This is a genomic window from Leclercia sp. Colony189 (assembly GCF_009740165.1).
Taxonomy (GTDB): Bacteria; Pseudomonadota; Gammaproteobacteria; order Enterobacterales; family Enterobacteriaceae; genus Enterobacter.
The window spans coordinates 333,534-356,426 of sequence record NZ_CP046557.1; the positions used below are offsets into that span (position 1 = coordinate 333,534).

General features: G+C 52.8%; 28 protein-coding genes and 1 pseudogene. 11 read left to right on the plus strand and 18 right to left on the minus strand.

Annotation, left to right across the window (positions count from 1 at the left end; translation table 11 throughout):
- The first annotated feature begins 64 nt into the window (after positions 1-64).
- Genes GNG29_RS01555 through GNG29_RS01600 form a run of 10 tightly spaced genes read left to right on the plus strand, consistent with a single transcriptional unit; the run spans position 65 to position 11,755 of the window.
- A complete protein-coding gene (locus GNG29_RS01555) occupies positions 65-1,480 on the plus strand; it encodes an undecaprenyl-phosphate glucose phosphotransferase (protein ID WP_103177916.1) in 1,416 nt (471 codons plus the stop codon).
- Positions 1,470-2,756 carry an outer membrane beta-barrel protein gene (locus GNG29_RS01560; protein WP_156653753.1) on the plus strand — a complete coding sequence of 429 codons (1,287 nt, stop codon included), beginning with the start codon at positions 1,470-1,472 and terminating at the stop codon, positions 2,754-2,756. Before GNG29_RS01555 ends, GNG29_RS01560 begins: the two co-directional genes overlap by 11 nt.
- Before the next feature lies 1 nt (position 2,757).
- The gene (locus tag GNG29_RS01565) at positions 2,758-3,315 is read left to right on the plus strand and encodes a polysaccharide biosynthesis/export family protein (protein ID WP_103825453.1); all 558 of its coding nucleotides are present in this window, start codon (positions 2,758-2,760) and stop codon (positions 3,313-3,315) included.
- Between the two features lie 2 nt (positions 3,316-3,317).
- Positions 3,318-5,444, plus strand: coding sequence for a polysaccharide biosynthesis tyrosine autokinase (locus GNG29_RS01570; protein WP_156653754.1), 2,127 nt, complete (start codon positions 3,318-3,320; stop codon positions 5,442-5,444).
- Entirely contained in the window at positions 5,441-6,652 is a 1,212-nt protein-coding gene (locus GNG29_RS01575) for a lipopolysaccharide biosynthesis protein (protein ID WP_103177920.1), read from the plus strand. The genes GNG29_RS01570 and GNG29_RS01575 overlap by 4 nt, the downstream gene beginning before the upstream one ends.
- Positions 6,649-8,025 carry a capsular biosynthesis protein gene (locus tag GNG29_RS01580; RefSeq protein WP_156653755.1) on the plus strand — a complete coding sequence of 459 codons (1,377 nt, stop codon included), beginning with the start codon at positions 6,649-6,651 and terminating at the stop codon, positions 8,023-8,025. The genes GNG29_RS01575 and GNG29_RS01580 overlap by 4 nt, the downstream gene beginning before the upstream one ends.
- Positions 8,022-9,020, plus strand: a complete 999-nt coding sequence (locus GNG29_RS01585) for a glycosyltransferase family 2 protein (protein WP_103177922.1) — start codon at positions 8,022-8,024, stop codon at positions 9,018-9,020. The genes GNG29_RS01580 and GNG29_RS01585 overlap by 4 nt, the downstream gene beginning before the upstream one ends.
- Positions 9,020-10,231, plus strand: a complete 1,212-nt coding sequence (locus GNG29_RS01590) for a glycosyltransferase family 4 protein (RefSeq protein WP_156653756.1) — start codon at positions 9,020-9,022, stop codon at positions 10,229-10,231. Before GNG29_RS01585 ends, GNG29_RS01590 begins: the two co-directional genes overlap by 1 nt.
- A 1-nt stretch (position 10,232) precedes the next feature.
- Positions 10,233-11,345, plus strand: a complete 1,113-nt coding sequence (locus tag GNG29_RS01595; RefSeq protein WP_103177924.1) for a glycosyltransferase family 4 protein — start codon at positions 10,233-10,235, stop codon at positions 11,343-11,345.
- Between the two features lie 2 nt (positions 11,346-11,347).
- Positions 11,348-11,755 (plus strand): hypothetical protein, encoded by a 408-nt coding sequence (locus GNG29_RS01600; RefSeq protein WP_103177925.1) that lies wholly within the window; start codon positions 11,348-11,350, stop codon positions 11,753-11,755.
- A 40-nt stretch (positions 11,756-11,795) separates the two neighbouring features.
- On the opposite strand, the gene galE is transcribed toward GNG29_RS01600, so the two are convergent.
- Together galE and GNG29_RS01610 are read right to left on the minus strand one after the other, a co-directional pair.
- Positions 11,796-12,812, minus strand: coding sequence for a UDP-glucose 4-epimerase GalE (gene galE, locus GNG29_RS01605; RefSeq protein ID WP_103177926.1), 1,017 nt, complete (start codon positions 12,810-12,812; stop codon positions 11,796-11,798).
- Positions 12,813-12,932: 120 nt separating this feature from the next.
- Positions 12,933-13,859 carry a hypothetical protein gene (locus GNG29_RS01610; RefSeq protein WP_103177927.1) on the minus strand — a complete coding sequence of 309 codons (927 nt, stop codon included), beginning with the start codon at positions 13,857-13,859 and terminating at the stop codon, positions 12,933-12,935.
- Positions 13,860-14,089: 230 nt separating this feature from the next.
- Here GNG29_RS01610 and GNG29_RS01615 point away from each other — a divergent pair, with 230 nt between their 5' ends.
- On the plus strand, positions 14,090-15,514 hold the full coding sequence (locus tag GNG29_RS01615; protein WP_156653757.1) for a DUF4832 domain-containing protein: 1,425 nt from the start codon (positions 14,090-14,092) through the stop codon (positions 15,512-15,514).
- 386 nt (positions 15,515-15,900) lie between these two features.
- Here GNG29_RS01615 and GNG29_RS01630 read toward each other — a convergent pair whose 3' ends face one another.
- The 16 genes and pseudogenes from GNG29_RS01630 to GNG29_RS01705 form a co-directional block, all read right to left on the minus strand.
- Entirely contained in the window at positions 15,901-16,137 is a 237-nt protein-coding gene (locus GNG29_RS01630; protein WP_016154458.1) for a hypothetical protein, read from the minus strand.
- Between the two features lie 11 nt (positions 16,138-16,148).
- Positions 16,149-16,994, minus strand: a pseudogene (locus GNG29_RS01635) (DUF4942 domain-containing protein).
- Positions 16,995-17,074: 80 nt separating this feature from the next.
- The gene (locus GNG29_RS01640) at positions 17,075-17,278 is read right to left on the minus strand and encodes a DUF957 domain-containing protein (RefSeq protein ID WP_009652505.1); all 204 of its coding nucleotides are present in this window, start codon (positions 17,276-17,278) and stop codon (positions 17,075-17,077) included.
- A gap of 29 nt (positions 17,279-17,307) precedes the next feature.
- Positions 17,308-17,799 (minus strand): DUF5983 family protein, encoded by a 492-nt coding sequence (locus tag GNG29_RS01645; protein ID WP_009652438.1) that lies wholly within the window; start codon positions 17,797-17,799, stop codon positions 17,308-17,310.
- A complete protein-coding gene (locus GNG29_RS01650) occupies positions 17,796-18,173 on the minus strand; it encodes a TA system toxin CbtA family protein (protein ID WP_016154457.1) in 378 nt (125 codons plus the stop codon). The genes GNG29_RS01645 and GNG29_RS01650 overlap by 4 nt, the downstream gene beginning before the upstream one ends.
- A 49-nt stretch (positions 18,174-18,222) precedes the next feature.
- Positions 18,223-18,582, minus strand: a complete 360-nt coding sequence (locus tag GNG29_RS01655) for a type IV toxin-antitoxin system YeeU family antitoxin (protein WP_009652436.1) — start codon at positions 18,580-18,582, stop codon at positions 18,223-18,225.
- A gap of 23 nt (positions 18,583-18,605) precedes the next feature.
- Positions 18,606-18,827 (minus strand): DUF987 domain-containing protein, encoded by a 222-nt coding sequence (locus GNG29_RS01660; protein WP_009652392.1) that lies wholly within the window; start codon positions 18,825-18,827, stop codon positions 18,606-18,608.
- 13 nt (positions 18,828-18,840) lie between these two features.
- Complete coding sequence (gene radC, locus GNG29_RS01665; protein WP_016154455.1) at positions 18,841-19,323, minus strand: RadC family protein; 483 nt, start codon at positions 19,321-19,323, stop codon at positions 18,841-18,843.
- A gap of 11 nt (positions 19,324-19,334) precedes the next feature.
- Positions 19,335-19,553: a hypothetical protein gene (locus GNG29_RS01670; protein WP_009652503.1), complete on the minus strand. Its 219-nt coding sequence runs from the start codon at positions 19,551-19,553 to the stop codon at positions 19,335-19,337.
- A gap of 10 nt (positions 19,554-19,563) precedes the next feature.
- Positions 19,564-20,037: an antirestriction protein gene (locus GNG29_RS01675; protein ID WP_009652453.1), complete on the minus strand. Its 474-nt coding sequence runs from the start codon at positions 20,035-20,037 to the stop codon at positions 19,564-19,566.
- A 16-nt stretch (positions 20,038-20,053) separates the two neighbouring features.
- The gene (locus tag GNG29_RS01680; protein WP_009652519.1) at positions 20,054-20,308 is read right to left on the minus strand and encodes a hypothetical protein; all 255 of its coding nucleotides are present in this window, start codon (positions 20,306-20,308) and stop codon (positions 20,054-20,056) included.
- Complete coding sequence (locus tag GNG29_RS01685) at positions 20,308-21,126, minus strand: DUF932 domain-containing protein (protein WP_009652424.1); 819 nt, start codon at positions 21,124-21,126, stop codon at positions 20,308-20,310. The genes GNG29_RS01680 and GNG29_RS01685 overlap by 1 nt, the downstream gene beginning before the upstream one ends.
- A gap of 103 nt (positions 21,127-21,229) precedes the next feature.
- The gene (locus GNG29_RS01690; protein WP_009652474.1) at positions 21,230-21,463 is read right to left on the minus strand and encodes a DUF905 domain-containing protein; all 234 of its coding nucleotides are present in this window, start codon (positions 21,461-21,463) and stop codon (positions 21,230-21,232) included.
- A 55-nt stretch (positions 21,464-21,518) separates the two neighbouring features.
- A complete protein-coding gene (locus tag GNG29_RS01695) occupies positions 21,519-21,740 on the minus strand; it encodes a hypothetical protein (RefSeq protein ID WP_009652443.1) in 222 nt (73 codons plus the stop codon).
- Positions 21,741-21,822: 82 nt separating this feature from the next.
- Positions 21,823-22,335 carry a DUF4234 domain-containing protein gene (locus tag GNG29_RS01700; protein ID WP_009652395.1) on the minus strand — a complete coding sequence of 171 codons (513 nt, stop codon included), beginning with the start codon at positions 22,333-22,335 and terminating at the stop codon, positions 21,823-21,825.
- A gap of 48 nt (positions 22,336-22,383) precedes the next feature.
- On the minus strand, positions 22,384-22,854 hold the full coding sequence (locus GNG29_RS01705; protein WP_009652431.1) for a hypothetical protein: 471 nt from the start codon (positions 22,852-22,854) through the stop codon (positions 22,384-22,386).
- Positions 22,855-22,893 lie beyond the last annotated feature (39 nt).

The following is a 22,893-nucleotide window of genomic DNA, read 5'->3' on the forward strand; positions in this document are numbered from 1 at the left end:
ACGCTTACTAGTGCAATTAGCACAAAAAAATAATACCGATGCTTAATTATAAGTAGGTCAGGACATGCTGAGAAATTCGCAGAAGATCATCCATGGAGGTTACTCAGTATTCATTAAATTAATTGATTTCTTCTCAATTAATTTAATTTTGATGCTGAGTGGTTGGTGGTTGAAAATGGAGTCTTTCGACACTGTGATTTTGATCAGCTTGTTGTACTCCATCTCGTTTTTACTGTTTGGTGAGTACACAGAGTGTTATCTGTATCGGCCTAAAAACAACAAATTACGCAACCAGCGGCGTCTTCTTCTGACGGCGTTTCTGGCCATCCTGTTTATCGGCATGGTGCGCCTTTTAGTCGCGAAATTATATTCTTTAGGTTATCTGAGCTTTATTGATGTGCGCAATATCCCGGCAATGCCGCTCTGGTATGCCTCGCCGATCCCTTTTCTTTACGTGAGCCGGCTGATTATCTTTAAGCTCTCGACTAAAAAACGTATCAGAGTGGCGATTATCGGTATCACCGATAACGGCCTGGCGGCGGAAAAGGCCCTGCGGCTGGAATATGCGGACGTGCAGCTGGAGCTGGCCTTCTATGATGAACGTGGCCCGGAGCGGCTGGGTGAACTGGCGAAAAGAATTACCAGTCCTTATAACGGGCCGGTGATCAAGCTGGTAGAGGAGGCGAAAGCGGGCAGAGTGGATGAAATCTACATCGCCCTGCCGATGGTGGCGCTGCAGCGTATACGCCATTTTTTAGCCATGATGTCTGATACCACTGTCAATACCTACATCGTGCCAGACTTTTACGCTTACAGTACCAATACATCGCAGATACGCTCTATCCATAACTTACAAACGATCGGTATTTTCACTTCGCCGCTGGATGGCGGAGGTTCGTTTATTAAACGCGCAGAAGATCTGGTGCTGGGCAGCGCGATTATGGTAATGATTATCTCGTTAATGATCGTCATTGCCATCGGCATCAAGCTCACCTCGCGCGGCCCGGTTTTCTTTAAACAGGATCGTTATGGTCTGAGCGGGCAGAAGATCAAAGTCTGGAAGTTTCGGACCATGAAAGTCATGGAAAATACCGACACGGTGATACAGGCGACACGAGATGACCCCCGGGTCACGCGCTTTGGAGCATTCTTACGTCGGACGTCTCTGGATGAACTGCCGCAGTTCATCAATGTTATTCAAGGAAATATGTCGATTGTCGGCCCGCGGCCTCATGCTGTGGCGCACAACGAGCTTTACCGTAAGCAGGTCGAAAACTACATGATTCGCCATAAAGTAAAGCCTGGGATCACAGGTTTAGCGCAAATTAATGGCTATCGTGGCGAAATTGATGCGCTATATAAAATGGAAAAGCGAGTCCAGTACGACATTGAATATATTCAGAACTGGTCCTTTTGGTTAGATATAAAAATCATCATTAAAACCATTTTTAAGGGATTTGTCGGTAAGAATGCATACTAAAATTATTATTATCGCTGGGATGATAGCGTCTCCGGTCGCGTTAGCAGAATTAACGCCAAAATCACATATCGGCTGGGCGGGCATCGACTTTCAGAGCAACGTTGGGGTGGAGTATGGACACAACGATAACGTGACTTTCCAGCCTCACGACAGCGATGAAAAAGGCTCTGACTTCCAGGGGCTCAAGCCGGTCCTGAGCATGAACGGGGAGCGAGGTCAGGATAAGTATCTGCTGATGTACTCCGGGGATTATCGCCACTACTCGAGCGATTCTGCGGATGATTATGACGATCACTTTTTCCGCTTTAAAGGCGACTGGCGTTTTGGGCTAATGCATGGCCTGACCCTGAATCTGGAAGATTCTCTTGGCCATGAGGAGCGCGGGCGCGGCGTGACGGAAGGCTTCCTGCCCGAACAGTTCCGGCAATTTGGCGTGAGGTCACCGTTAACCACCAATTTGTTCAACGGTGAGCTGCGCTATAGTTACGGTGCGCCAGATGGCCGTGGAAGAGCAGACCTGGCGTTGATACACCGCAAGTGGACCTTCGGCAATACCGGCCAGGTTGAAAGCAAGGATGAGGACTTTGCACAATATATTCGCGAACAGGAGTGGGACGAAAATACGCTGATCGCAGAAATTTTCGATCAATACACATCTAAGACGCGTTTTCGCTATAGTTTTATTACCAACCAGTTTCGCTATGGCCATGCGTCAGAAAAAGACAGTAATGAATACTATTTGCGTTATGGCATTCAGTCGCAGCTGACGGGCAAAACGAACGTTGATATGAACGTGTCGTGGCTTTATAAAACCTTTGAAAATAACCCTGGATCGAAGGATTTTAACGGGATCAACTGGGATATTCTGGGTGAATGGCGACCTCTCCAACAGTCACTTTTTACGTTAAGAACATCCCAAAGTATTAAAGACCCTTCCGAAGCGGGAGGATATAATTTAGTCACGGCGTACGGCGTTTCATACAAACATTTTTGGATGAATAACCGGTTAACGACGTTGCTTGATTACGCATACATTACAGAAGACTACAAAGATCAGGACAAGGACCGTCACGATAAGAATGGCGTGTTTTCATTTATTGTAGGTTATGACCTCACACCATCGATTAACTTTGGTGTGGAATATCATCTAGATACGCTTAAGTCTAATAAAGATACCGATACCTTTACCATCGGCCCTAACGACGATCGCGTGGTGACTGAAACGTTGGGCTACGATCAATCTTTGATTATGCTTACAGCTAAGGTTCAGATTTAAAATGAAAATAATGAAACTGTGCGCGTTTTTACTTCTCAGTGTCCTTTTTGCTGGCTGCAAATCACCGCAGCCGACGTTAAAGGACAATAGTGTGGTCGATACAGCAAATTATTTACTGGGCTCCGGGGATATCGTCAACATTAACGTTGCCGGTCAACCTGACCTGACCATGAAAGTAGTACTTGATAATAGTGGGGCTATTAATTACCCCTATATTGGCAAGCTGGAATTAAAGGGCAAAACCGCAAGCCAGGTCGATGCAGAGATTACGCAACGCCTGCGTAATGGCTTTGTGCTTAATCCCATGGTGACCGTAAATATCGCCGAATTCCGTAAGTTCTATATCTCTGGTGAAGTTGAGAACCCCAATGGCTATTCCTATGAGCCGGGTATGACCGTGGAAAAAGCCATCGCGCTGGCGGGGGGTTATACCGACCGGGCAGACCGTACGGATCTCAGCATTCGTCAATCATCCTCCGGTGAGTTACTCGAAAATGTTGATGTTACCCACTCCGTTCTCCCGGGCGATCTCGTAATTATTGGCATAGGGTTCTTCTGACCATGAAACTATCAATAGTGGAAAATGGCAAAAAGCGAGAAAGCGCTATCGATATCGCCAGATTTGCCAGAGAAATTAAAAAGAACTCCTGGAAAATCGTTCTCTCCGGCGTGATTGCCGGGGCGATTGCCTGGCCATTAATGAGTTTGATGTCATCGAAGTATGTTTCCACTGCCACGGTACTGATTAAAGCTCAGCCGGACAATGTTTCACCTTTCCAGAAAGTGGAAGGCTATGACTCCACCCGTAACGGGTACTACGAAACGCAAAACGCGCTGATGCAATCGCGCGTGGTGCTTGAGCAAGCCATCCGCACGCTAAAACTCGATCAAAACCCGGCGTTTAACGGTGAGGGGTCTGGCAGTAGCGCAACGCCTGCAAATGAACAGCAGCGGGTTGATCATGCCCTGAAAACGCTGCAGAAGGATCTGACGATCAGCAACGTGCGTACGACCCATTTGTCTACCGTCTCCTATGAATCCACCTCGCCACAGCTGGCGGCGGATATCGCCAATGGCGTGGCGGAGTCGTTTATTAATTACACTCTTGCGCTCAAGCAGCAAAAAACAGCGAAGGCGAGAGAAGATAACCAGCAGAAGCTGCAGGAACTCCAGCAGCAAATGGTGCAGCAAAAGAGTGCGCTGGATAGCTATCTGGCAAAAGAGGGGCTGCTAACCTTCCGTGGCGTTGATGGCTTTGAAACGGAGCAGATGGGCATTATCACCAACCGCCTGGCAAACGCGACCGAGCGCCGGGTAGCGGCGGAGTCTGTTTATAACGAAATCCGCTCCGGTGGCTCGCGGGGGCAGGTCATTTCGCTGCCATCTATCTCAAATCACGCCCAGATCCAGGATCTACGCATTGCCCTGATCCAGGCCAACAGCGAGCTTTCCCAACTGGAGAAATCCTACGGTCCCCAGCATGACAAAGTGATCCAGGCCCGGGCGCGTATCAGTGCCATTCAGGCGCAAACGGCGATGACGCTCAGGGAGCAGGAGGCAGGAATACGCCAGACCTACGAGGCGGCGCTGGCGGACGAAAAAAATTACCAGAAGCAGCTGGAAGAGCAGAAAGCGAACTTCCAGAAGCTCTCCCTGAAGCGTGACGGCTACAACGATCTCAAGCTGGCGCTGGATAAAACCGAAGAGATGTACAAGATGGCCTATCAGCGCACGCAGGAGCTGGCACTACCCGGCTCTTATTCCGATGCGGATGCGGAGATCTACGATCCTGCCGTGCCCGCAGCGCAGCCGGCTAAACCGAACAAGCCGCTGCTGATGCTGATGATTGTGCTGCTGGTGATGCTCTTCTACGTGATGTACATCATGGTGAAAACGGCCACGGACAAGTCGGTGAACAGCCTGAGCCAGATGCAAAAACGGCTGAATCTGATGCCGCTGGGTGAGATCCGTCGCTTTAAGGGGGTGGGTGGGCGCAGCAAAATCCGCGATCTGATGATGAGCGATCCGTTGAACGCGGACGTTATTCACAGCATGCGCACCCAGATCATGCTCAGCAGCCATCCGCTGCAGGTGATTACCGTGACGTCGGCGGAGGGTGGAGAGGGACGGACGCTGCTGGCGAATCTGCTGGCGAGCTCCTTCAGCTTCGACCAGAAAACGCTGCTTATCGATATGGACTTCTTTAACAGCGACGGGCTGTCGGGCGAGCTGGGCTCACCGAAGGCGCCTGGCGTGGCAGAAGTGCTGCGCGGCGACAACGCGACCGACAACGTGCTGGTGAAGATCAACGATAATCTCGATTTCCTGCCGCGCGGCAATACCCCGGTCTCGGCGCTGCTGCTGCTGTCGCCTGAACGGTTAAAACCGCTGATTGATTCGCTGCGTAGCCGCTACCAGCGCATCATTGTCGATGTCGCCGCCGTAAATCAGAGCCAGGAAGTGCAGCTGGTTAACCAGGTAACGGACGGTCTGATCTTTGTCCTCAAAGCGGGTCTGAACACTGTCGACACCACTGGACCGGCGATTGAGAAAGCGACCCACCACCACAATGTGATTATCGGCGGCGTGCTGAACCAGGTCGTGGATAAAAATCTGGAGAGTAAAGAGGGACTACGTTCACTTAACTACCATACGCATGAACTGATGAATAACACAGGCCGGGCATGAGTCTTCTCAAGAGCGCCTCCACGATCGCAGGGTCATCAGTTATTTCACAGCTGATTGGTGCCCTGTCGATCTGGCTCATTTCGCATAAGTACGATCTTGGCGAAGTGGGGCTCTACGCGCTCAACTACAGTATTGCCCTGATTGGGGCGCAGGTCTGCACCTTTGCCTCGCAGCTGTTGATCCCCAGACAACAGGATGACGAGCTGGCTCAGAATGTGGTGTTTTGTCTCCTGCAAAGCCTGACCATCGCCATTCCTTATGCGGTGCTGACGGGCTGGCTGTTTCATCAGAATATGCTCTTTCTTTACCTGCTCACGCTCTCGAATACCTGGGTGCTGGTCGCCGAGAACCTGTCGCTGCGTACGGCAAACTTTCGCTTTCTGGTGGTGCAACGCATCTCCGTCTCGGTGGTGGTGGTGGTCTCCGTGCTGCTCACCCACCAGGTGATGGCGTTTTACTGGATGTGGGCGATCCTGATGATGGCGCTGACCAGCGCCTGCATTCTGCGGGCGTTTGATATTCGCACCGTCACCCTGCATCACCTGTGGCCCTCCAGTAACCTGGCGTTCCTGAAAAAAAATATCCACCACATTACCAAAGTGGGCAGTGCCGAAGTGCTGGCGATGGCCAACAACAACCTGCCGATTATGCTCATCAACTTCTGGTTCTCGGCCTTAACGGCGGGCTATTTCTCGGTGGTGAGCCGCTTCTGTCTGGCCCCGGTGGTGATTGTCGGCAATGCGGTGCGGAACACCATTTTCTCGAAATGGTCGATAGATTTCAGAAACAACGTCTTCAACTACGAAGAGTACACGAAGGTCCGTCTGCTGCTGTTGGTGCTGGGGGTGATCTGCACGCTGGGGGTCTTCATCTTCTACCCGATTGTGATGAATCTGGGCTTCAGCGAGGAGTGGATCGCCTCCGTGCCGACCTCGCGCTATATGCTGCCCTACCTCTTCCCGGCGCTGGCGGTCTGTCCGCTGACGGTGATTGAACTGATTTTCGGCTCGCACCGCTACTTCCTGCGGATCCAGCTTGAACAACTGGCGATTGTGGTTATCGCGTTCCTCGTTGTGCCCTATTTTTACAATGACTATGCGACCTCCATCATCTTATTTTCGATTCTGACGTTCATTCGCTACGCCTTCATCTACCTGAAGGTGAATAAGCGCGCCGACATTCTGAAAAACGGGTCAGTGGCATCATGAATCTTAATACCGGACATTACTTACAAACCTTCACCCTGCTGACCCTCATCTTCATCGGGCTGGTGCAGTACTTCACCGGTGAGTTGGCGGTGCTGTGGCTCCCCTTCTTCATGACGATGCTGATGGCCGGTTTCCTCGTGCTGCAAACCCGCCATGAACCCGTGCGGCTGGATGCGCAGGAAGCGATTGTTCTGACGCTTTATCTCTCGTTTATCGTGCTGGCGGGGATTTCGACCCTGTTCCAGGGCGGGGCGCTGATTACCCTTATCGGGTTTAAGAATGAGATTGCGCTCTCGCTGGTGATGCTCTGCCTTCTGCTGGGCTTCTGCCGGGAATCGCAGATCTATCAGGTGACGCGCGGCCTGTACTGGATTTTTTATATCCAGTTCCCGGTTGCGTTCTACCAGCTCCTCTTTGTGGTGCCGCAGCGCGTGGCGTTACACGGCGAAGAGGAAAAATGGGACTCCGTGGTGGGGACGTTCGGTGGTGACCCGATGGGTGGCGGCAACACCGCGGCGATGGGGCTGTTCTGTCTGCTGATCATGCTGCTGAAGGTCTCGGAGTATAAGCATGGGCTGACCAGCTTTAAAAACATGGCGTTGCATATCGCGCTGGGGTTTGTGATGTGCATTATTGGTGAAGTGAAATTCGTGATCCTGCTGTCGCCGTTGCTGCTGGGCTGGGTGTGGCTTATGCCCTCCTGGGTCAAAGAGGCGAGTCGGGTGAATTTAGCCGTGCTGCTCTCCATTCTGGTGGCGATGGTGTTGTTAATCGGGCTGGCCATTGTCATTCTCGCCTACAGCTATACCGCCGCTTATGGCATCGATATGTCGGAGAACCCGTTCACGGTTTTCTTTGGTTCACTCAGCTATATTTTCGACCCGAATTTCATCTTGCCAGGCGGGGAGATCGGGCGTTTTACTACCCTGACGTTCTGGCTCCAGCATAACGACCTGTCGGGGTTGCCGGGCACGCTGTTCGGCTACGGGCTGAATGCCACCAACAGCGGTAGCTTCCTCTCGCCAGGTTTCCTGAATCAGGTCTATAACCTGATCCTCGACAGTACCGCCATGAGTATGCTGCTCTGGGAAGTGGGCGTGGTGGGCACGCTTATATTTATTGGGCTATTTGTTTATATACTGAAAGTGGTTCAGCCTGAACCTCTGTTATCCGTTGACCAAATTGATAAACAAGATCTCCAGCTTCTGAGCTTTGCACCGGCATTTAATGTTTTTGCCATCGCCTGTCTGCTTAGTCTGCCCTACAGTCAGATACTGATGATCGTGCCAATGCTGCAATTCTTATTCTATTTATCTTTAGGTTCCAGCTTGATTATCCGCCGGACCGTACGCCGTTATACGGGGCTCTATTGATGTACAAACCGTTTATTACCGTAAGTATTAAAACGTTTAACGAAGCCGAGTGTATTGAGAAAACCATCGACAGTATTCGCAGCCAGATCGTTGAGTATCCGCATAAAATTATCGTTGCCGACAGTCTTTCTACGGATAACACCCAGCAGCTGGCCAGCGATAAAGGGGTGATGGTGGTGTCGTTAACCGAACCGGCAGACCGCTGTTGCGGTGTCGGGCATCAGCTGGGCTACCTTCACAGCGAAGGGGAGTTCATTCTGCTGATGGATGGCGATATGGAGCTGGAGCCGGGCTTTATCGATCGGGCGGTGGCGTTTCTGCAGGAAAATCCTGGCTATGCTGGCGTGGCCGGCACGGTGGAGATGGACGACGCCTCAAACTATGAGTTTACCTCCCGCAAACAGCGCATCAATAAGATCTATCCGCTGGGCGACTGCGACCATTTAGGTGGTGGCGGCCTGTATCGCCTGTCGGCGATTGCCGACATCGGTTATCTGACCAACCGCAGCCTGCACGCCTATGAAGAGGCGGAGCTGGGCATTCGCCTGCTGACCGCGGGCTACAAACTGCATCGCCTGAACGTGCCCTATTTCCGCCATACCTCCTACACCATGCCGACCTTTAAAATGCTGCGCTATCGCTGGAAAAGCGGGTTTCATCAGGCGCCGGGAGAACTGCTGCGCAGCGCATGGGGCAAGCCCTGGTTTCGCGATGCGCTGATGCTGGTGAAAAACGAAGTGATTTTCGCAAGTTACATCTTTATCGTTCTGATTGTGTTCTTCACTTTCGACGTCAGCCTGATCGACATTGCGCTGCTGCCGTTGCTGGCCTTCATCCTGCTGAAAACCATTCGCAACCGCTCATTAAAAAACGGCCTCAACAGCGTGATTAATCTGGCGGTGCTCTCTGCCGGGCTGGTTAAAGGCCTTTTCCACCCCCTTCGCGATCCCAGGGTGCCACCGGGCAATAAAGTTATTCATGAGCAGGTAGAGTAATGAAAGTCTTACTGGTGAATAAGTTCTTCTTTATTAAAGGAGGAGCTGAAACGGTCTATTTTCAGGAACGTAACATGCTGAAAGAGGCCGGGGTGGAGGTAATTGATTTCTCAATGCAGCACGAGAAAAATTTTCCCTCTGACTATGCGGACTACTTCGTCACTAATGTGGATTACCACAAAGAGGGCGGCCTGCTGGCGGGAGCAAAAACCGCCATCAGCTTTATTCACAACCGGGAGGCGTGCAAAAAAATGCTAGCGCTGCTGCAACAGACGCGCCCGGAGATCGTCCATTTCCACAATATTTATCATCAGTTGACGCCTGCGCTGATTAAAGTCGCCCGGGATTTCGGCTGTAAGACGGTGCTAACCGCTCACGACTATAAAATTATGTGTCCCTCCTACTCTATGCTGCGTGACGGCAAGGTGTGTGATGCCTGCGTGACGGGCAGCGTGTTTAATGCGTTTCGCTATCGCTGCCAGGAGGGCTCGGCGGCGAAGAGTTTGCTGCTGTCCTTAGAAGCGACCTGGCAGTACATCGCGCAAAATTATCAGGCGCTGGACGTGATTGTCTCCCCGAGCGAATTTCTGCGTAACGAGCTGAGGCGCTCGCTGCCGGACTCCCGTATCGATGTCATCGTGAACGGTATTGACGATAGTCAGCAGCCGGAAGAGGGCCCGGACGAAGGCTATCTGCTCTACGTTGGCCGCCTGAGCCGTGAAAAAGGGGTGCCGACGCTGACCCAGGCGCATCAGCTTATGCGGAATAAAATGCCGTTAAAGGTGGTCGGCCACGGGCCGCTGTATGACGACATGGTAAAAACCTTCCCCCATGCGGAGTTCCTCGGCTATGTGCAGCAAGGGCCGGAGCTGGATGCGCTGATTAAACATGCCCGGGCGGTGGTGCTGCCTTCTGAATGTTATGAGAACTGCTCCATGGCGGTACTGGAGGCGATGTCGTTCGCCCGCCCGGTGGTGGGGGCCCGAATTGGCGGCATCCCGGAGCAGATACGACACGGTATTGAAGGATTGCTGTTTGAACCTGGCAACGCTCAGGATCTGGCCGATGCGCTGGACGAGATCGCGGAAAACCCGCAGCAGGCCCGGGAGATGGGGCAGAAAGGCCGCGAAAGACTTTGCCAGAAATACTCACTGCGTAAGCACATGGAGACGTTGCAGGCGCTCTACCGCGAGCTGCTCGACGGGCGATAACATGGCAAAAAAAATCACGGTGTTGGGTACCCGCGGCATCCCGGATGTCTTAGGCGGCGTCGAAACCCATTGTCAGAATCTCTACCCGGCTATCCGCCAGCAGTATGAGGTGGAGATTTGCGTCATTGCCCGGTCACCCTACGTACCCTACCGGCGCTCACGCTACAAAAACGTGGAGACCCTGGCGCTGTGGGCGCCCAAAAAACGCAGTTTTGAGGCCATTGTGCACTCTGTTATTGCTGCGTTGAGGACATTCGTCGATCGATCCGATATTGTTCATGTTCACGCCATCGGGCCGGGTCTCGTGGTGCCGCTGTTACGCCTGCTGGGTAAACGCGTGGTCTTTACCCATCACGGGCCGGATTACGATCGCCAGAAGTGGGGCAAGATGGCGAAAAAAATCCTGATGCTCGGCGAGAAAGTGGCGGTGAAGTATGCCCACGAAGTGATTGTGATCTCCGAGGTGATCAACCAGCTGATCCAGCAGAAATACCACCGTTATGATGCACATCTGATCTACAACGGGGTTAACGTGCCGGGCCCGCTGGATAAAGAGACGATCGATAAGATCCTCGGGCGCTACGAGCTGCAGCCCGAGCGCTATATCGTGATGGTCGGGCGCTTTGTGGAAGAGAAGGGGATGCATGATGCCATCGCCGCATACCAACAGTCAGGCCTGACGCTGCCGCTGGTGCTGGTGGGAGATGCGGATCATCCCTCGGAATACAGTTTGCGTTTGAAACAGCTCGCGTTTGACACGCCTGGCGTGGTGATGACGGGGTTTTTAAAGGGCGAGGCGTTGCAGGTTGTCTTCTCTCAGGCGTCGCTCTTTGTGATGCCATCGTACCATGAGGGTTTACCCATTGCGCTACTTGAGGCGATGTCCTATTCCCTGCCAGTGGTGGTGAGCGATATCCTGCCGAACCTTGAGGTCGGTTTGCCGGATGAAACCAGTTTTAAGCTGGGAAACGTTGCTGATTTAGCAGCAAAAATGGCAAGCCAGGCGCATTTGCCCCGCGTTGATTACGGCGATTTTCTGAAGCGTTACAACTGGGATGAAATCGCCAGGAAAACCGTCTCCATTTACCACAAATTAGACAAATCAATAGGTTAAAATTGACCAGTAAGCCCAGAAACCCGATCGTTATCGATCGTTTTTACGAAGTGCTTGATAAGAACGTGACCGCTCAGCTGACGCCTGAGCAAAAAGAGGAGATCGAGAGCGCGATCGTCTCGATCACCCTGGCGTCGCGGCACCGGATCGATATCCGTAAAAGTTTCCCTTTCTTCGGCAAACGCCTCTATATGGTGTTTTTACTGGGGCGGGATCTCCGCACGCGGTCGCGCCCGGAGTCAAAGCTGTCGCGTATCGTGGTCACTTTTCTCATTCTGTTTGCCACGCTGTTCCTGCTGTGTTGCGTGCTGCTGACGCTCTATATGATCAAATCAGCCCTGGGGATAGACCTGTTCCAGCACTTTCACGTCGGGATCTGGGACTGGTGGCTCAACCTGAAATATCAGTAATTAACAGGAGCCATATGGCCCCTGTTTACCCTGCCGGTAGTCAGGCGTTGTAGCCGTCGGGGTTGTTCTTCTGCCAGTTCCAGGCGTCGCGCATCATTTCATCTAAATTGCGCGTCGCCTGCCATCCGAGAAGCTGGCGCGCCAGCGATGAATCTGACCAGCACTCTGCCACATCGCCGGATCGCCTGCCAACGATGCGGTAATTGATTCTGGTCTGCGCCGCTTTTTCGAATGCTTTGATCAGGTCAATCACCGAATAACCGACGCCGGTACCGAGGTTGATGACCTTGAAAGCGTCCCCTTCGTCTTTATGATCCAACGCCGCCAGGTGGCCGTGGGCCAGGTCCATCACATGAATATAATCACGGATGCCCGTTCCATCAGGCGTGGGATAGTCATCGCCAAAGACGGTCAGACACGGCAGCTTGCCGATAGCGACCTGAGAAATATAGGGTACAAGATTATTGGGGATCCCGTTTGGATCTTCTCCCAGGCGTCCGGAAGGATGCGCCCCCACCGGATTAAAATAGCGCAGGCAAGTGATCCTGAATTGCGGTTGCGCCGCCGCGAAATCTCGCAAAATCTGCTCCACCATCAGCTTGGAAGTGCCGTATGGGTTAGTTGTACCGCCGGTAGGGGACTTTTCGCTTAAGGGAACGGTATCGGGATTGCCATAAACCGTGGCCGAGGAGCTGAAAATAAGGCTGGCGACACCCGCCTGCTGCATTTCCTGTAGAAGCACCATCGTCCCGGCCACATTATTTTCATAATAGGCGAGAGGATGTGCAATAGATTCAGATACCGATTTAAGGCCAGCGAAGTGAATGACGTCGGTGATGCTGTGTTGAGTGAAAAGGCTTTTTAAAGAGTCGCGATCCAGAATGTCAGCAATACAGACTATTGGCCGTTTGCCCGTTAATTCTGCGACCCGGATTAATGACTCCTGCGAGGCATTTGAAAGGTTATCAATGACAACGACCTCTTCTCCCCGCTCGAGTAATGCCAGTACCGTATGTGAACCAATATAGCCTGCACCGCCCGTAACCAGAATCGCCATATTAACGCCCTCAAAAAGCCAGCAGTGGCCCGCGCACTGACGTGGCGGAGCAGGGGAGCTCTTTTACAGTGTTTATCCTGTCACTCTGGTTAGATTAGTTCTGAATACCGCTATTGTCACTTAGCTAAAAAGACGCTTGCGGTGATTCACCATCACTTTATAGGCCAGCTTTTTAAGGGTGGAAAGTAGGCTGAAAGTCAGGTGTTTTGTATCGTAGACAATATAGTTATCGGTAAAGTTTAACGTGTGGATACCGTCACTGTTATTAATCGACGGGCTTATTTTACCGACCAATTTTTCTTCATATTTATGCGGCGTCAGATTGGTCAATTCCTTGATGAATATGGATTTTCCATAAAACCCAGCACTGCACTCCTGGGTAAAGAGGTAGGTTTTATCGTTGATCGAGTAGGGCTTTCCGGCGCCTCTGGCATGCATATTACAGATATCCAGGTCAGGAGAAATTTGCTGCCAGTCACCGAGAATAGCGTCTGAGGTGTGGATCACCAGCTCATTGTCCATGGTGGTGGAGGCCATGAAATTCACGCCATTCAGCTCAAAGATTACGTTATCCGTCACGGCCATATCGGAAACCAGGACTTTCACCTTTTCCCAGCGCGCGGGAAAATCAACCGACTGGAACAAAATGACCTCTTTCCGCTCTGCCGATTCCGGGATCATAAACAGTTTGCCGTCGAGTTCGAACAGGAAGGGAAAGGAGAGATGACATTTTAAGTCGTCAAACCCCTCGAGCTTAACGTCTTCTATCTCCTCCAGGTCTTTATTAAGGACACGGCAGCGCAGTACCCCCTTTGAGGTGAGGAAGGAGAAAGCTTCATAAAAAACATACAGCCGTTCACCTTTATCGATAATAAAAGGATCGGCCTGGAAAATATATTTTTTATCAAGCTGCCGTGCTTTCGCATTACAGAGAATATCCAGCGTGTTTTCCGGGAAAACATGCTGGCCGTGGCTGTTGATGACCATAATGTCCCAGGACTCATGGAAGAACAGCTTCTTGATTATTCTGTTATTTTTATTGAACATTTTACCATGGTACTCATGAGTAAATATGAATAAACTCAGAAATAAGCGGTGTCTTTAGTCCCAGAAGTATGAAAGGTGAATCATAACACTCGCTCTTCCCGCGCAGTAACATATCAACATTAGCCCAGCGTTTACGCATGGAAATAGTAATATTGGGTGAGTCCGGGAATATATCGTGTGAAATAAAATCTTCTCTGTTGGATGTAACACTCTGGGGAAAGGAGTATTTAATGTGCATTTACAAACTGCCACGCCGTAAAAATCGGTTGTTACTTCTGGTCGCCGGAGCACTGCTATTCCTTTCAGATGGCGCCTGGGCGGAGAGCGCAGACAGGTTACAAACGGTGAATCCGGCCGCCCTTAGCGGTCCTCTGGCAAACCCGGGAAACGGTGTTGCCCGTTTTCACGATCAGGACTTAAGCATTGCCGACTATCCGGCGACGGGTCTTGAGTATCGACGCTACTACTGGCGCGAAGTGGAACCGCGAGAAGGAGAGTACAATTTTGCGCTGGTGGATGAGGGGTTTGCTGCTGCGGCCGCGCATCAGCCGGCCATGAATGTCGGTCTGCGGTTTATGATCCTCGATGGGCCGGAGTCTGGCTCAGAGATCCCCCAGTGGCTTATCGATAAAGGGATCAAAGGCACCTGGACGCCGGATCACAAAACCTTTGCCCCCGATCTGGACGACCCCACCTATATGGCTTATGCCCGGCGCCTGCTGCAGGCGTTTGGCGCGCGCTATAACAATAACCCGGAACTGGCGTTCATTGATATCGGGATGGTCGGCGCATGGGGAGAGTGGCACAACAGCAATTTCCCGAACCTGCCGCCGTTACAGGAGCGCTATCCGCCCGCGCTGCTCAACCAATACGTTGATATGCATTTCAGCGCCTTTCCTGACACACCCAAAATCATGTTGATTAACGGCTATGATTCCGTGGCCTATGCGGCAAAAAAAGGGGCTGGCTGGCGGGCGGACTGCTGGGGAGACTGGCGTAACTTCAGCCCCACATGGAGCCACATGGCCAAAGATTACCCGGAACGTATCGCGGCGACGCAGTCAGCCTGGCCGGGGTTCAACGAGGCATGGAAAAAAGCGCCGGTCAGTCTGGAGATTTGCGGTCATATGGCGGAATGGCTGACCGAGCAGAAGTATACGCGCGAAGAGGTACAGGCCACCTTTGACTGGGCGCTGGCGCAGCATGCCAGCACCCTGAACATTAAATCTACCGAAATACCGAAGGTCTATCGCGATATCGTCGACAAGGCGCTGGCCAAAATAGGCTATCGCTTCCGGGTGGTATCGCTGACCCATCCGGCGAGCGTGCATGCAGGAGAGGCCCTGTCGCTCAATAGCCAATGGTCAAATGAGGGTGTGGCGCCCGTTTATCTGCGTTATACGCTGGCCTGGCGGCTGCAGGACAATCAGGGGAGCACGGTTGCCCAGGGCAGCGCCGGGGATGATATCCGTCAGTGGCTGCCGGGCAGGCACAGTTCGGCTTATCAGCTGGCTACCCCGCGTAACCTTGCGGCAGGACGCTATCAGTTGGATGTGGCATTGGTGGATAAACACAACAAAGCGCGTATTCAGCTGGCTAACGAGGGGAAACGCAATGATGGCTGGTACCGGCTGTCGACGGTGATGATTGAGTGAGGGGCGGTTTGGGTTAGCCAGAACACAGGAAAGCAAAAACCCGCCTTTTGGGCGGTTTCTTTAAAGAGTGGTGCCCGGACCCGGACTAACGCCGGAGGCGTTGAACAGCGCGCTTGTCGCGCTGGCCCCGAAGGGGTGAGCCGCTTGCGGCGAATAATCGAACGTAGTTCGATGAAGAGTCCAGCTCTCCAGAAAGCAAAAACCCGCCTTTTGGGCGGGTTCTTTAAATAGTGGTGCCCGGACCCGGACTAACGCCGGAGGCGTTGAACAGCGCGCTTGTCGCGCTGGCCCCGAAGGGGTGAGCCGCTTGCGGCGAATAATCGAACGTAGTTCGATGAAGAGTCCAGCTCTCCAGAAAGCAAAAACCCGCCTTTTGGGCGGGTTCTTTAAATAGTGGTGCCCGGACTCGGAATGGATTTTGTTTTGTAATTGCATTGATTAGAATGGTTTTTATCTTGTTCCATAAACGTTGAGGCCCCCATTAAGGCCCCCTTCTGCAAAGGGTCAAAATTTGATGGTTGAACAGGAACTTTTACATCCATCTGAATACTATTTGATGGCAAGGTATAGTGATCTACTACGGAATCGCAGTGAGCACCATCCATGTTTGAAAATGATACCATAATTTGGTTCCTTACTGTTTAGTGGGCAACGCCCCTGGATAGTGTTTCGCGATAATGTCGTTCAGCTTATCGACCAGCTCCGATCGCCTGAACGTGATATGGACAGTTCCCTTCTGAAAATACTTAATCACAGACATCTCATCCTCATAACGGGTGCTATGCCTGTTCTCATGGATATGGTCGCTTAACCGGCGCGTGACGTCGGCGCGATTGTCGGGGATGGCCTTCCCATCCAGCAGCATCAGCATGCGCTCAAGGTCCGTTAACCGGTCACGCTGCCAGCCCCAGTTCAGACCAAATCCCCACCGGTCATATTTGACAAGCCCCGTCACGATGATTTTCCCGCCAAACCTACAGGGGCTGTTTGTCTTAAAATTCCAGCTCAGACCTTTAAACACGTTAATCACACCTCGTTCAAACACCTCACCTTTATTCAGATGCAGTTGTTCGAATGTGTTGAGAATATTCTCTTCACTGATAGCCGGAATATCGTCTTTCTCCAGGCTGTTGTACCACTCGTCGCGGACCTGTGCGTCCATGAGCGCCAGCATTCCCGAGCGTTGCATCAGATCCCGCCATATACCACGATCGATATTGCGAGTAATGGCTTTCATGGCCGTATCAGTATCCTCCATCAGCCAGCAGTCGTAGCTGTATTGCCGCATTCCCTATTCATTCGCTTTACCACCGCCGATGCTGCGGGTCAGCGTCGAGATATCGTCAAGTTGTTGTATCAGCGTTTCAATCTGTGCAATCGCGAAATTACGTCCGGTGATGATGCGCTCAATACTGGTAGAACAAATCACATCGGTATGGCCGGTTAACACTTCAGGTTCGGTGAGGGTAAGATCTGACATTTTAATTTCCTTTATATAAAGCAAAGCGCCAGCCGGTAAGGGCTGGGGCTTATAGGTGTGTGGTGAGTATGGTTCGGTGGCTAACAGGTTCTGGTCTGTTGCAGAAGCTGAAGATGGCGGAGATTACGAACATCGTTTCGCGCCTGCTCAATCCAGGGCAACAGCACTGCTGAATCCGTCTTGTCTTCGTCGTTGTCGAAAATAATGCCGGTGTTGCAACTGATGTTGTCCTGCAGCCAGCCAATCAGAATGTTGAGAGCCACTTCGGTGGTTAATTCCGGCATGTAAAAACCTTGTGGTGATTGAGGTGGGGTTACCAGTCAAAGGTTGTAAAACTTGGTAGCACTTCGCCAAAGGCATCCAGATGAACAATGCCAGCGGCGTAGCGACGCATAAGCGTCACTAATAACCGACGGCAGGCTTTTGACAGACCGAGGCGTTTGAGGCGTAAGACCGGAAACGACCACGCGCCCAGGTGGAGCAGATAACCCGAGCCGGTATAACTAATCCATTCAGACTCGCCAAAGTCTTCATGCTGGTGTGAAAGGGTAAACAGCAGAGCATTGTCTTCCGCCGTGATATGTGCAGTGCTGCACTGAATGCCGTTCAGGCGGGCAACGGGCGGAATTGGATCTTCAACAATCAATTTCCCCGGTTCGTCAGCAACGAGAAGCGAATAACCGTTCTGGTTCACCACATTGATCAGGTCGGTCAGTTCAATACCGTCAATGTCTACGACGATCCGGCCCATGTTGAGGGCCAGTACGTTGATGGCATCGGCTTCCACCGTCAGGGACAGCTTCATGGTTGCACCTCACGGTATTTGCCGGTGGTGATGTCGGTAACGGCCCTGTAGCTATGACGGGTCATCAGCCCGGTGGCTTTGCGGGCGCGGAGAATATCGATACTGGTGAGAAGCGGCGACTGAGTTTCCGCGTTAAAACCGCGACGATCAGTGCGTACCAGGTCGTATTTCTCCACGATGAAATTCACCGCGTCGCACAGTGAGATACCGGCATCGATATGCTCTTGGATCACACCATCTTTGCCAAATGGCGTGTCGTTGAGCGTCAGACCGTAGTGACGGTCCAGCAGGTGACTCAGGAGGCGCTGCCAGATCGCCACGGGTGACGGGCGTGGCGAAACCTCCCGTTTCGGAGGAACAGGTTGTGTTTGCATAATGGAAACCTTTACTGGTGAGTTAAACGAAGGAAAACTGCCGGGAGGTTTATTCTGTTGTTGCAGGTGTCGGGTAAATTGCGAGATAGACGTACCCGTGCGAGCCGAGGCTGTCGGCCTCGCATATCAGCCCTTTTGCATACAGCGTGACGCAGTGCTGATGACGGGGATTCAGCTCACCGGAAAGCAGCATCAGCTCCAGTTGCTTCAGCAGTAGCGGGAATGCCTGGTCGAGATGGCGTAAATCCGCGTCGCTGAAGGTGCCGGTGATGCTGGCGCGGTCGTTCAGGTAATGCAGCCGGTTGCCCTCCTGCACCAGACGTGCGCCAAAACAGGGGGTGATATCGCGTTTAAGCCCCCACCAAGGGGCGGCGATATCGTGGTTTACAGGCGGTATTGTATTCGACAATTTTAGCCTTCCTTAAACGTGAATTAATTCAGCGTAACGCTGCGTAATACGACGTACGGGCCGTTGCGGTCCTGACGGTGTTCTGCGAAGACGGCGAGCACGCCGCTGATATCCTGCACTTCCCGACCTGCGTAGTGGCAGATGCTGCCGGACCATGTGTATTTGCCGGCACAGAAGCGAAACAACCGGGACTGCGGATGCTGGCGGTATATCGCCATCGCCTGGCGTTTGCTGATGATTTTCATCGTTATTCTCTCCTTAAAGCCACCCTCTCTCAGCAAACGAGACGATCTCCATGCCGCCCACCACCAGGTGATCAAGCAGTCGGATATCAACCAGCTCCAGCGCCTGCTGAATACGCGTAGTGACCTGACGATCTGCATTGCTGGGTTCGGCAAGGCCTGACGGGTGGCAATGCGCCACAATGACAGCGGCACAGTTATGCTTCAGACCGGCCTTAACCACCTCGCGGGGATGGACCTGCGTATGATTGATGGTGCCGGTGAAGAGCGTTTCGTGGGCTATCAGACGATGCTGGTTATCGAGGAAGAGTACAGTGAATACTTCACGCTCCAGTGAGGCGAGTTGCAGACGCAGCCAGTCACGAACGGCGGTGGTGGAGGTAAAGGAGGCGCCGGGCTCGCGTAACTGGCGTTCCAGCAGGGTCAGCGCACGTCGGATAGTGCGCTGTGCGGCGGGAGATATTCCCCCGCTGTCGGGGGGGCAAGGGGTTATATTCATTGGCTTTTCCTTTATGTTGACCCGTCCGGGATTGATGTGTTGTACAGTTTCACGGCAACGACGAACTCGTCGTGCTGGGATTCAAACCATGACCAGATAGGGAAGAGAGAGGTGCCCGTCAGAAAATGCAGGAAGAGTTCGTCGGTCACAACGTCTCCGTCCTCATCCCTGACCGTTATTTTCCCCAGCGCATCCCACAGGGTATTCAGGTGAGACAGTTCATACGACATGGCGGGATGCTCAGTCGATGATGTGCATGATGGCGCTGCATTCCGGGTGACTGAGCGCGTAATCCCGCAGGCGGTAGTAGTGCTCCGTCATGGCATCGCATTCGGTGCGCATGGCATGGTGGCTGTAAGTCATCAGACAGACGGCAATCCCCGCAGCGTCGGCACTGAGTTCACCGCCGTTGCCGTTCATAGTGTTGAACAGCGACCACGGTTCATTGTTCTCCGCTTCCGGGGCCATAAACGCACCACCGTTGCTGAGCGTATAAAAATTCCAGATACCGCCGTTGTAGTCGGCGCAGAAACGGTCCATCCACGCGAAGACCGTCGGCTCAAGGATTATCCACTGCGGTATGCTGCCGAAGTACTGCGGCCAAAAGCCGATGCGCTGCTCGTCCTGTACGAGGGTGGCGGTCAGCGCTGGCGCAGAACCGGCAGGTTGTGGCGGTAACGGAAGGGTATCGTGAAGGTTAATAATGTCGGTCATGTTAGTTTTTCCTTGTTTATTTATCGGGTTGGGGATGCTGGTTCAGCAGGAGTGACGGGCAGGACTGCGCATAGCCATCTTCATCGCACCGTGAGGGCCAGATGCTGTCAGATACAGACAGTCGGCACAGGCTGAGCTCGCCGGGACGGTAGCAAAGATGTCTGCACCAGGCGCAGAGGTCATCGTCGGAGATGGAACGGCAGCCGGACTGGTTTTGCAGGGAAACGGGCCAGACAGCCGTCAGACGGGTATTTGCAGGAATGTGCTGCATCAGCTCAGTGCCTGCTGCAGTTCTTCGGCCATCACCCAGAGCGCGCGGTTGAGTTTGATATCCCCGTCGATACCGTTAACCGCACGAGTGTGGGTACGTTTACCCTGTGCGGTGCGTCCGCTCAGCCCGCCTTTCAGCAACGATTCCTGAATGCGGTTATAAACGGTCCACAGGTCGTCCTGATGGTCCTCATACCGTCGCGGTGTCAGTATCTGCGCTGCGGTCACCGGCTGATATTCTTCACCAAAGCGGTATGTCAGTGCGGCGTTCGCCAGGGCATGTTGCGCGGGTGCTGGTAGTCGAAGTGACTGCATGGCCTCGCGCTTTTCTTCCACCCGATCAAAGACACCGAGCACTTCATAAGCCCCCTCAATCACTTTCCCGGCCACATCGCCACGATGCGGTACACGAATTTCACCGAACGACTGTCCGCAGACGAGCCCGTTGGTGCAGATGGCTCTGAACAGCCCCGGCAGCATCTGGTATGAGCTGCTACCATCGTGCGAGTTAAGCAAAATGATTTCGGGAACCTGCTGGCCGGTTATCTGACCGGTACGACGCAGGCGCAGCAGATGTTTGGTGTGCTCCCGGCGGTCAGGGTCGCGTACGCGTGACTGGCAGGCGAAGAAGGGTTCAAAGCCTTCGCGTTGAAGATTTTCGAGCAGAGTAATGGTGGGTATGTAAGCGTATTTTTCGCTCCTGGAACCGTGGCGATCTGCACTGAATACGCTGGGAACGACCTGCATCAGTTCTTCGCGGGTTAACGGACGATCGCGACGGATCTGGTTTGTCCGTCCAAAGCGGCTGGCTAGTCTCATGGTAAATTCCTTATTGTTGATTTAACGGCATAAACAAAACAGCCATGCTCCTGTGGGAGCATGGCTTTTTTGTGTGGTCGCTATTGGGTTAAGCTGTGGTGTGTCAGTGTTTGGGGATCCCGTGGCTGAGCAGATAGCGGTTAAGCCATTCCCCGGCACTGGCTTCAAAATTCCAGGCCCGCCAGATTAACGTCCCCTCGCTGTCGCGAATAACCAGCCGAAAGTGCGTACCCTGGTCATCTTCTATAGTGACGTTGTGGTAAAGCGTGACCACGGCTTCAGCCTGTCGGCGGGTGAATTGCCCTGGCGGTAACGACGTATCGTCAGTGACTTGCATATTCAGTTCCTGATGAATGGCATAAAACAAAATGCCCCGCTCAGTGAGCAGGGCATCAGTGGGTTAAGTGTGTGGCAATAAGCTGCAGTATCTGTTCCATGAGCGCTGTGATTAAGGCACCTGCGAGCAGGGTTGCCGCCTGTCTGGCGATGTAAATACTGTCTTCGTCATAGCCTTCTTCGCGGAAGTGGTCTTCCACAAACTGCTGCGCCCGGCTGCTGGCGCACCACGTCAGCACCTGACGCAGGGTGTTGAGCACGATTTTCAGTAATGTCATTGGGTCAAATCTCAGAGGGGGGATCCGGATGAATCTGGGGCACACAGGAATGCCCCGGCCGGATAATAAGAGGAGAGCTGCGTTACTGCGGTGACGGAGACTCCGGCGGCACAGGGGCCTGACCATGAATAATGCGGTGCTTCGCCAGTGCCTGCGGCATATCGTTGATGCAGTATGTAATGTAGAAGACGTTGAGCACCACGGTATAAAACGCATTCATCTTCAGGTCAAACCGGAAGGTGTTCAGCGCATAGTGTCGCAGTGCTGCTCTGGCCTTAAAGGCCCAGACGATGTACATCACGCCGCAGGTGAGCGACAGAATGCCGCTTAAGGCCAACAGTGTATCGCTGCCCGTGTAGTAGCCCGCCAGGTCCGGTGAGGCCATCACGCCGAACTGTCGTCCGAGCCCAAAACAGACGGCGAGCCAGATGATAAACAGATTGCCGCAAACCGGATATCCGGTGGTGTCGCTGATAATCTGCTGTTTTCGGTACAGCCACAGTAACGGCCAGATGCCGCAGGTGGCGACGGTGAGTAGAACAAAATGCAGGGTTGGCGTCGTCAGTCGCTGGCTGAGTGTCGAAATGTCGGTCATATCGTATTGTCCTTGATTGATTTTGCTGTAAACCGGGGATGCGCCGGGTTACCCGGCGGTCAGTGTCGTGCATTCGGGCATATCAGCCAGAACCTTGTGAACGTTTCCAGCCGAAGGGGTAAAGTGCCCCACCTGTTTGTCGTTGACGTAAATCTCAAACGACGTTGCTTTTCTGATGGCATCAATGAACGACAGCCAGGCGTTGTCGCCGTTACGCCAGCCCAGAGAGGACGGCAGGGGGAACGTCTGGTCATCCGTGACGACGGTGATGGCGGTTTTCTCATCCTGTGAATCGGCACCGCTGCCGTCAGGCAGGGTGAGCATGACGTGATGCTGCAGGATATTCTGGTCGTCAGGGTTGCCGGTGCAGTTCAGGTTCATCATCACGTTTTCCGGGCTGGTGATGATGTACTCGGTGACGCCCATACCGAAGCCACTGCTCCACATATTGGGGACCGCCTGTGCCGTGATGGCAAAGGTCAGTAATCCTGCTGACAGGATGGCGTGCATGAATCGCATGGTATTTTTCCTTCTCAGTCAAAAATGTTGTTGGGGGGC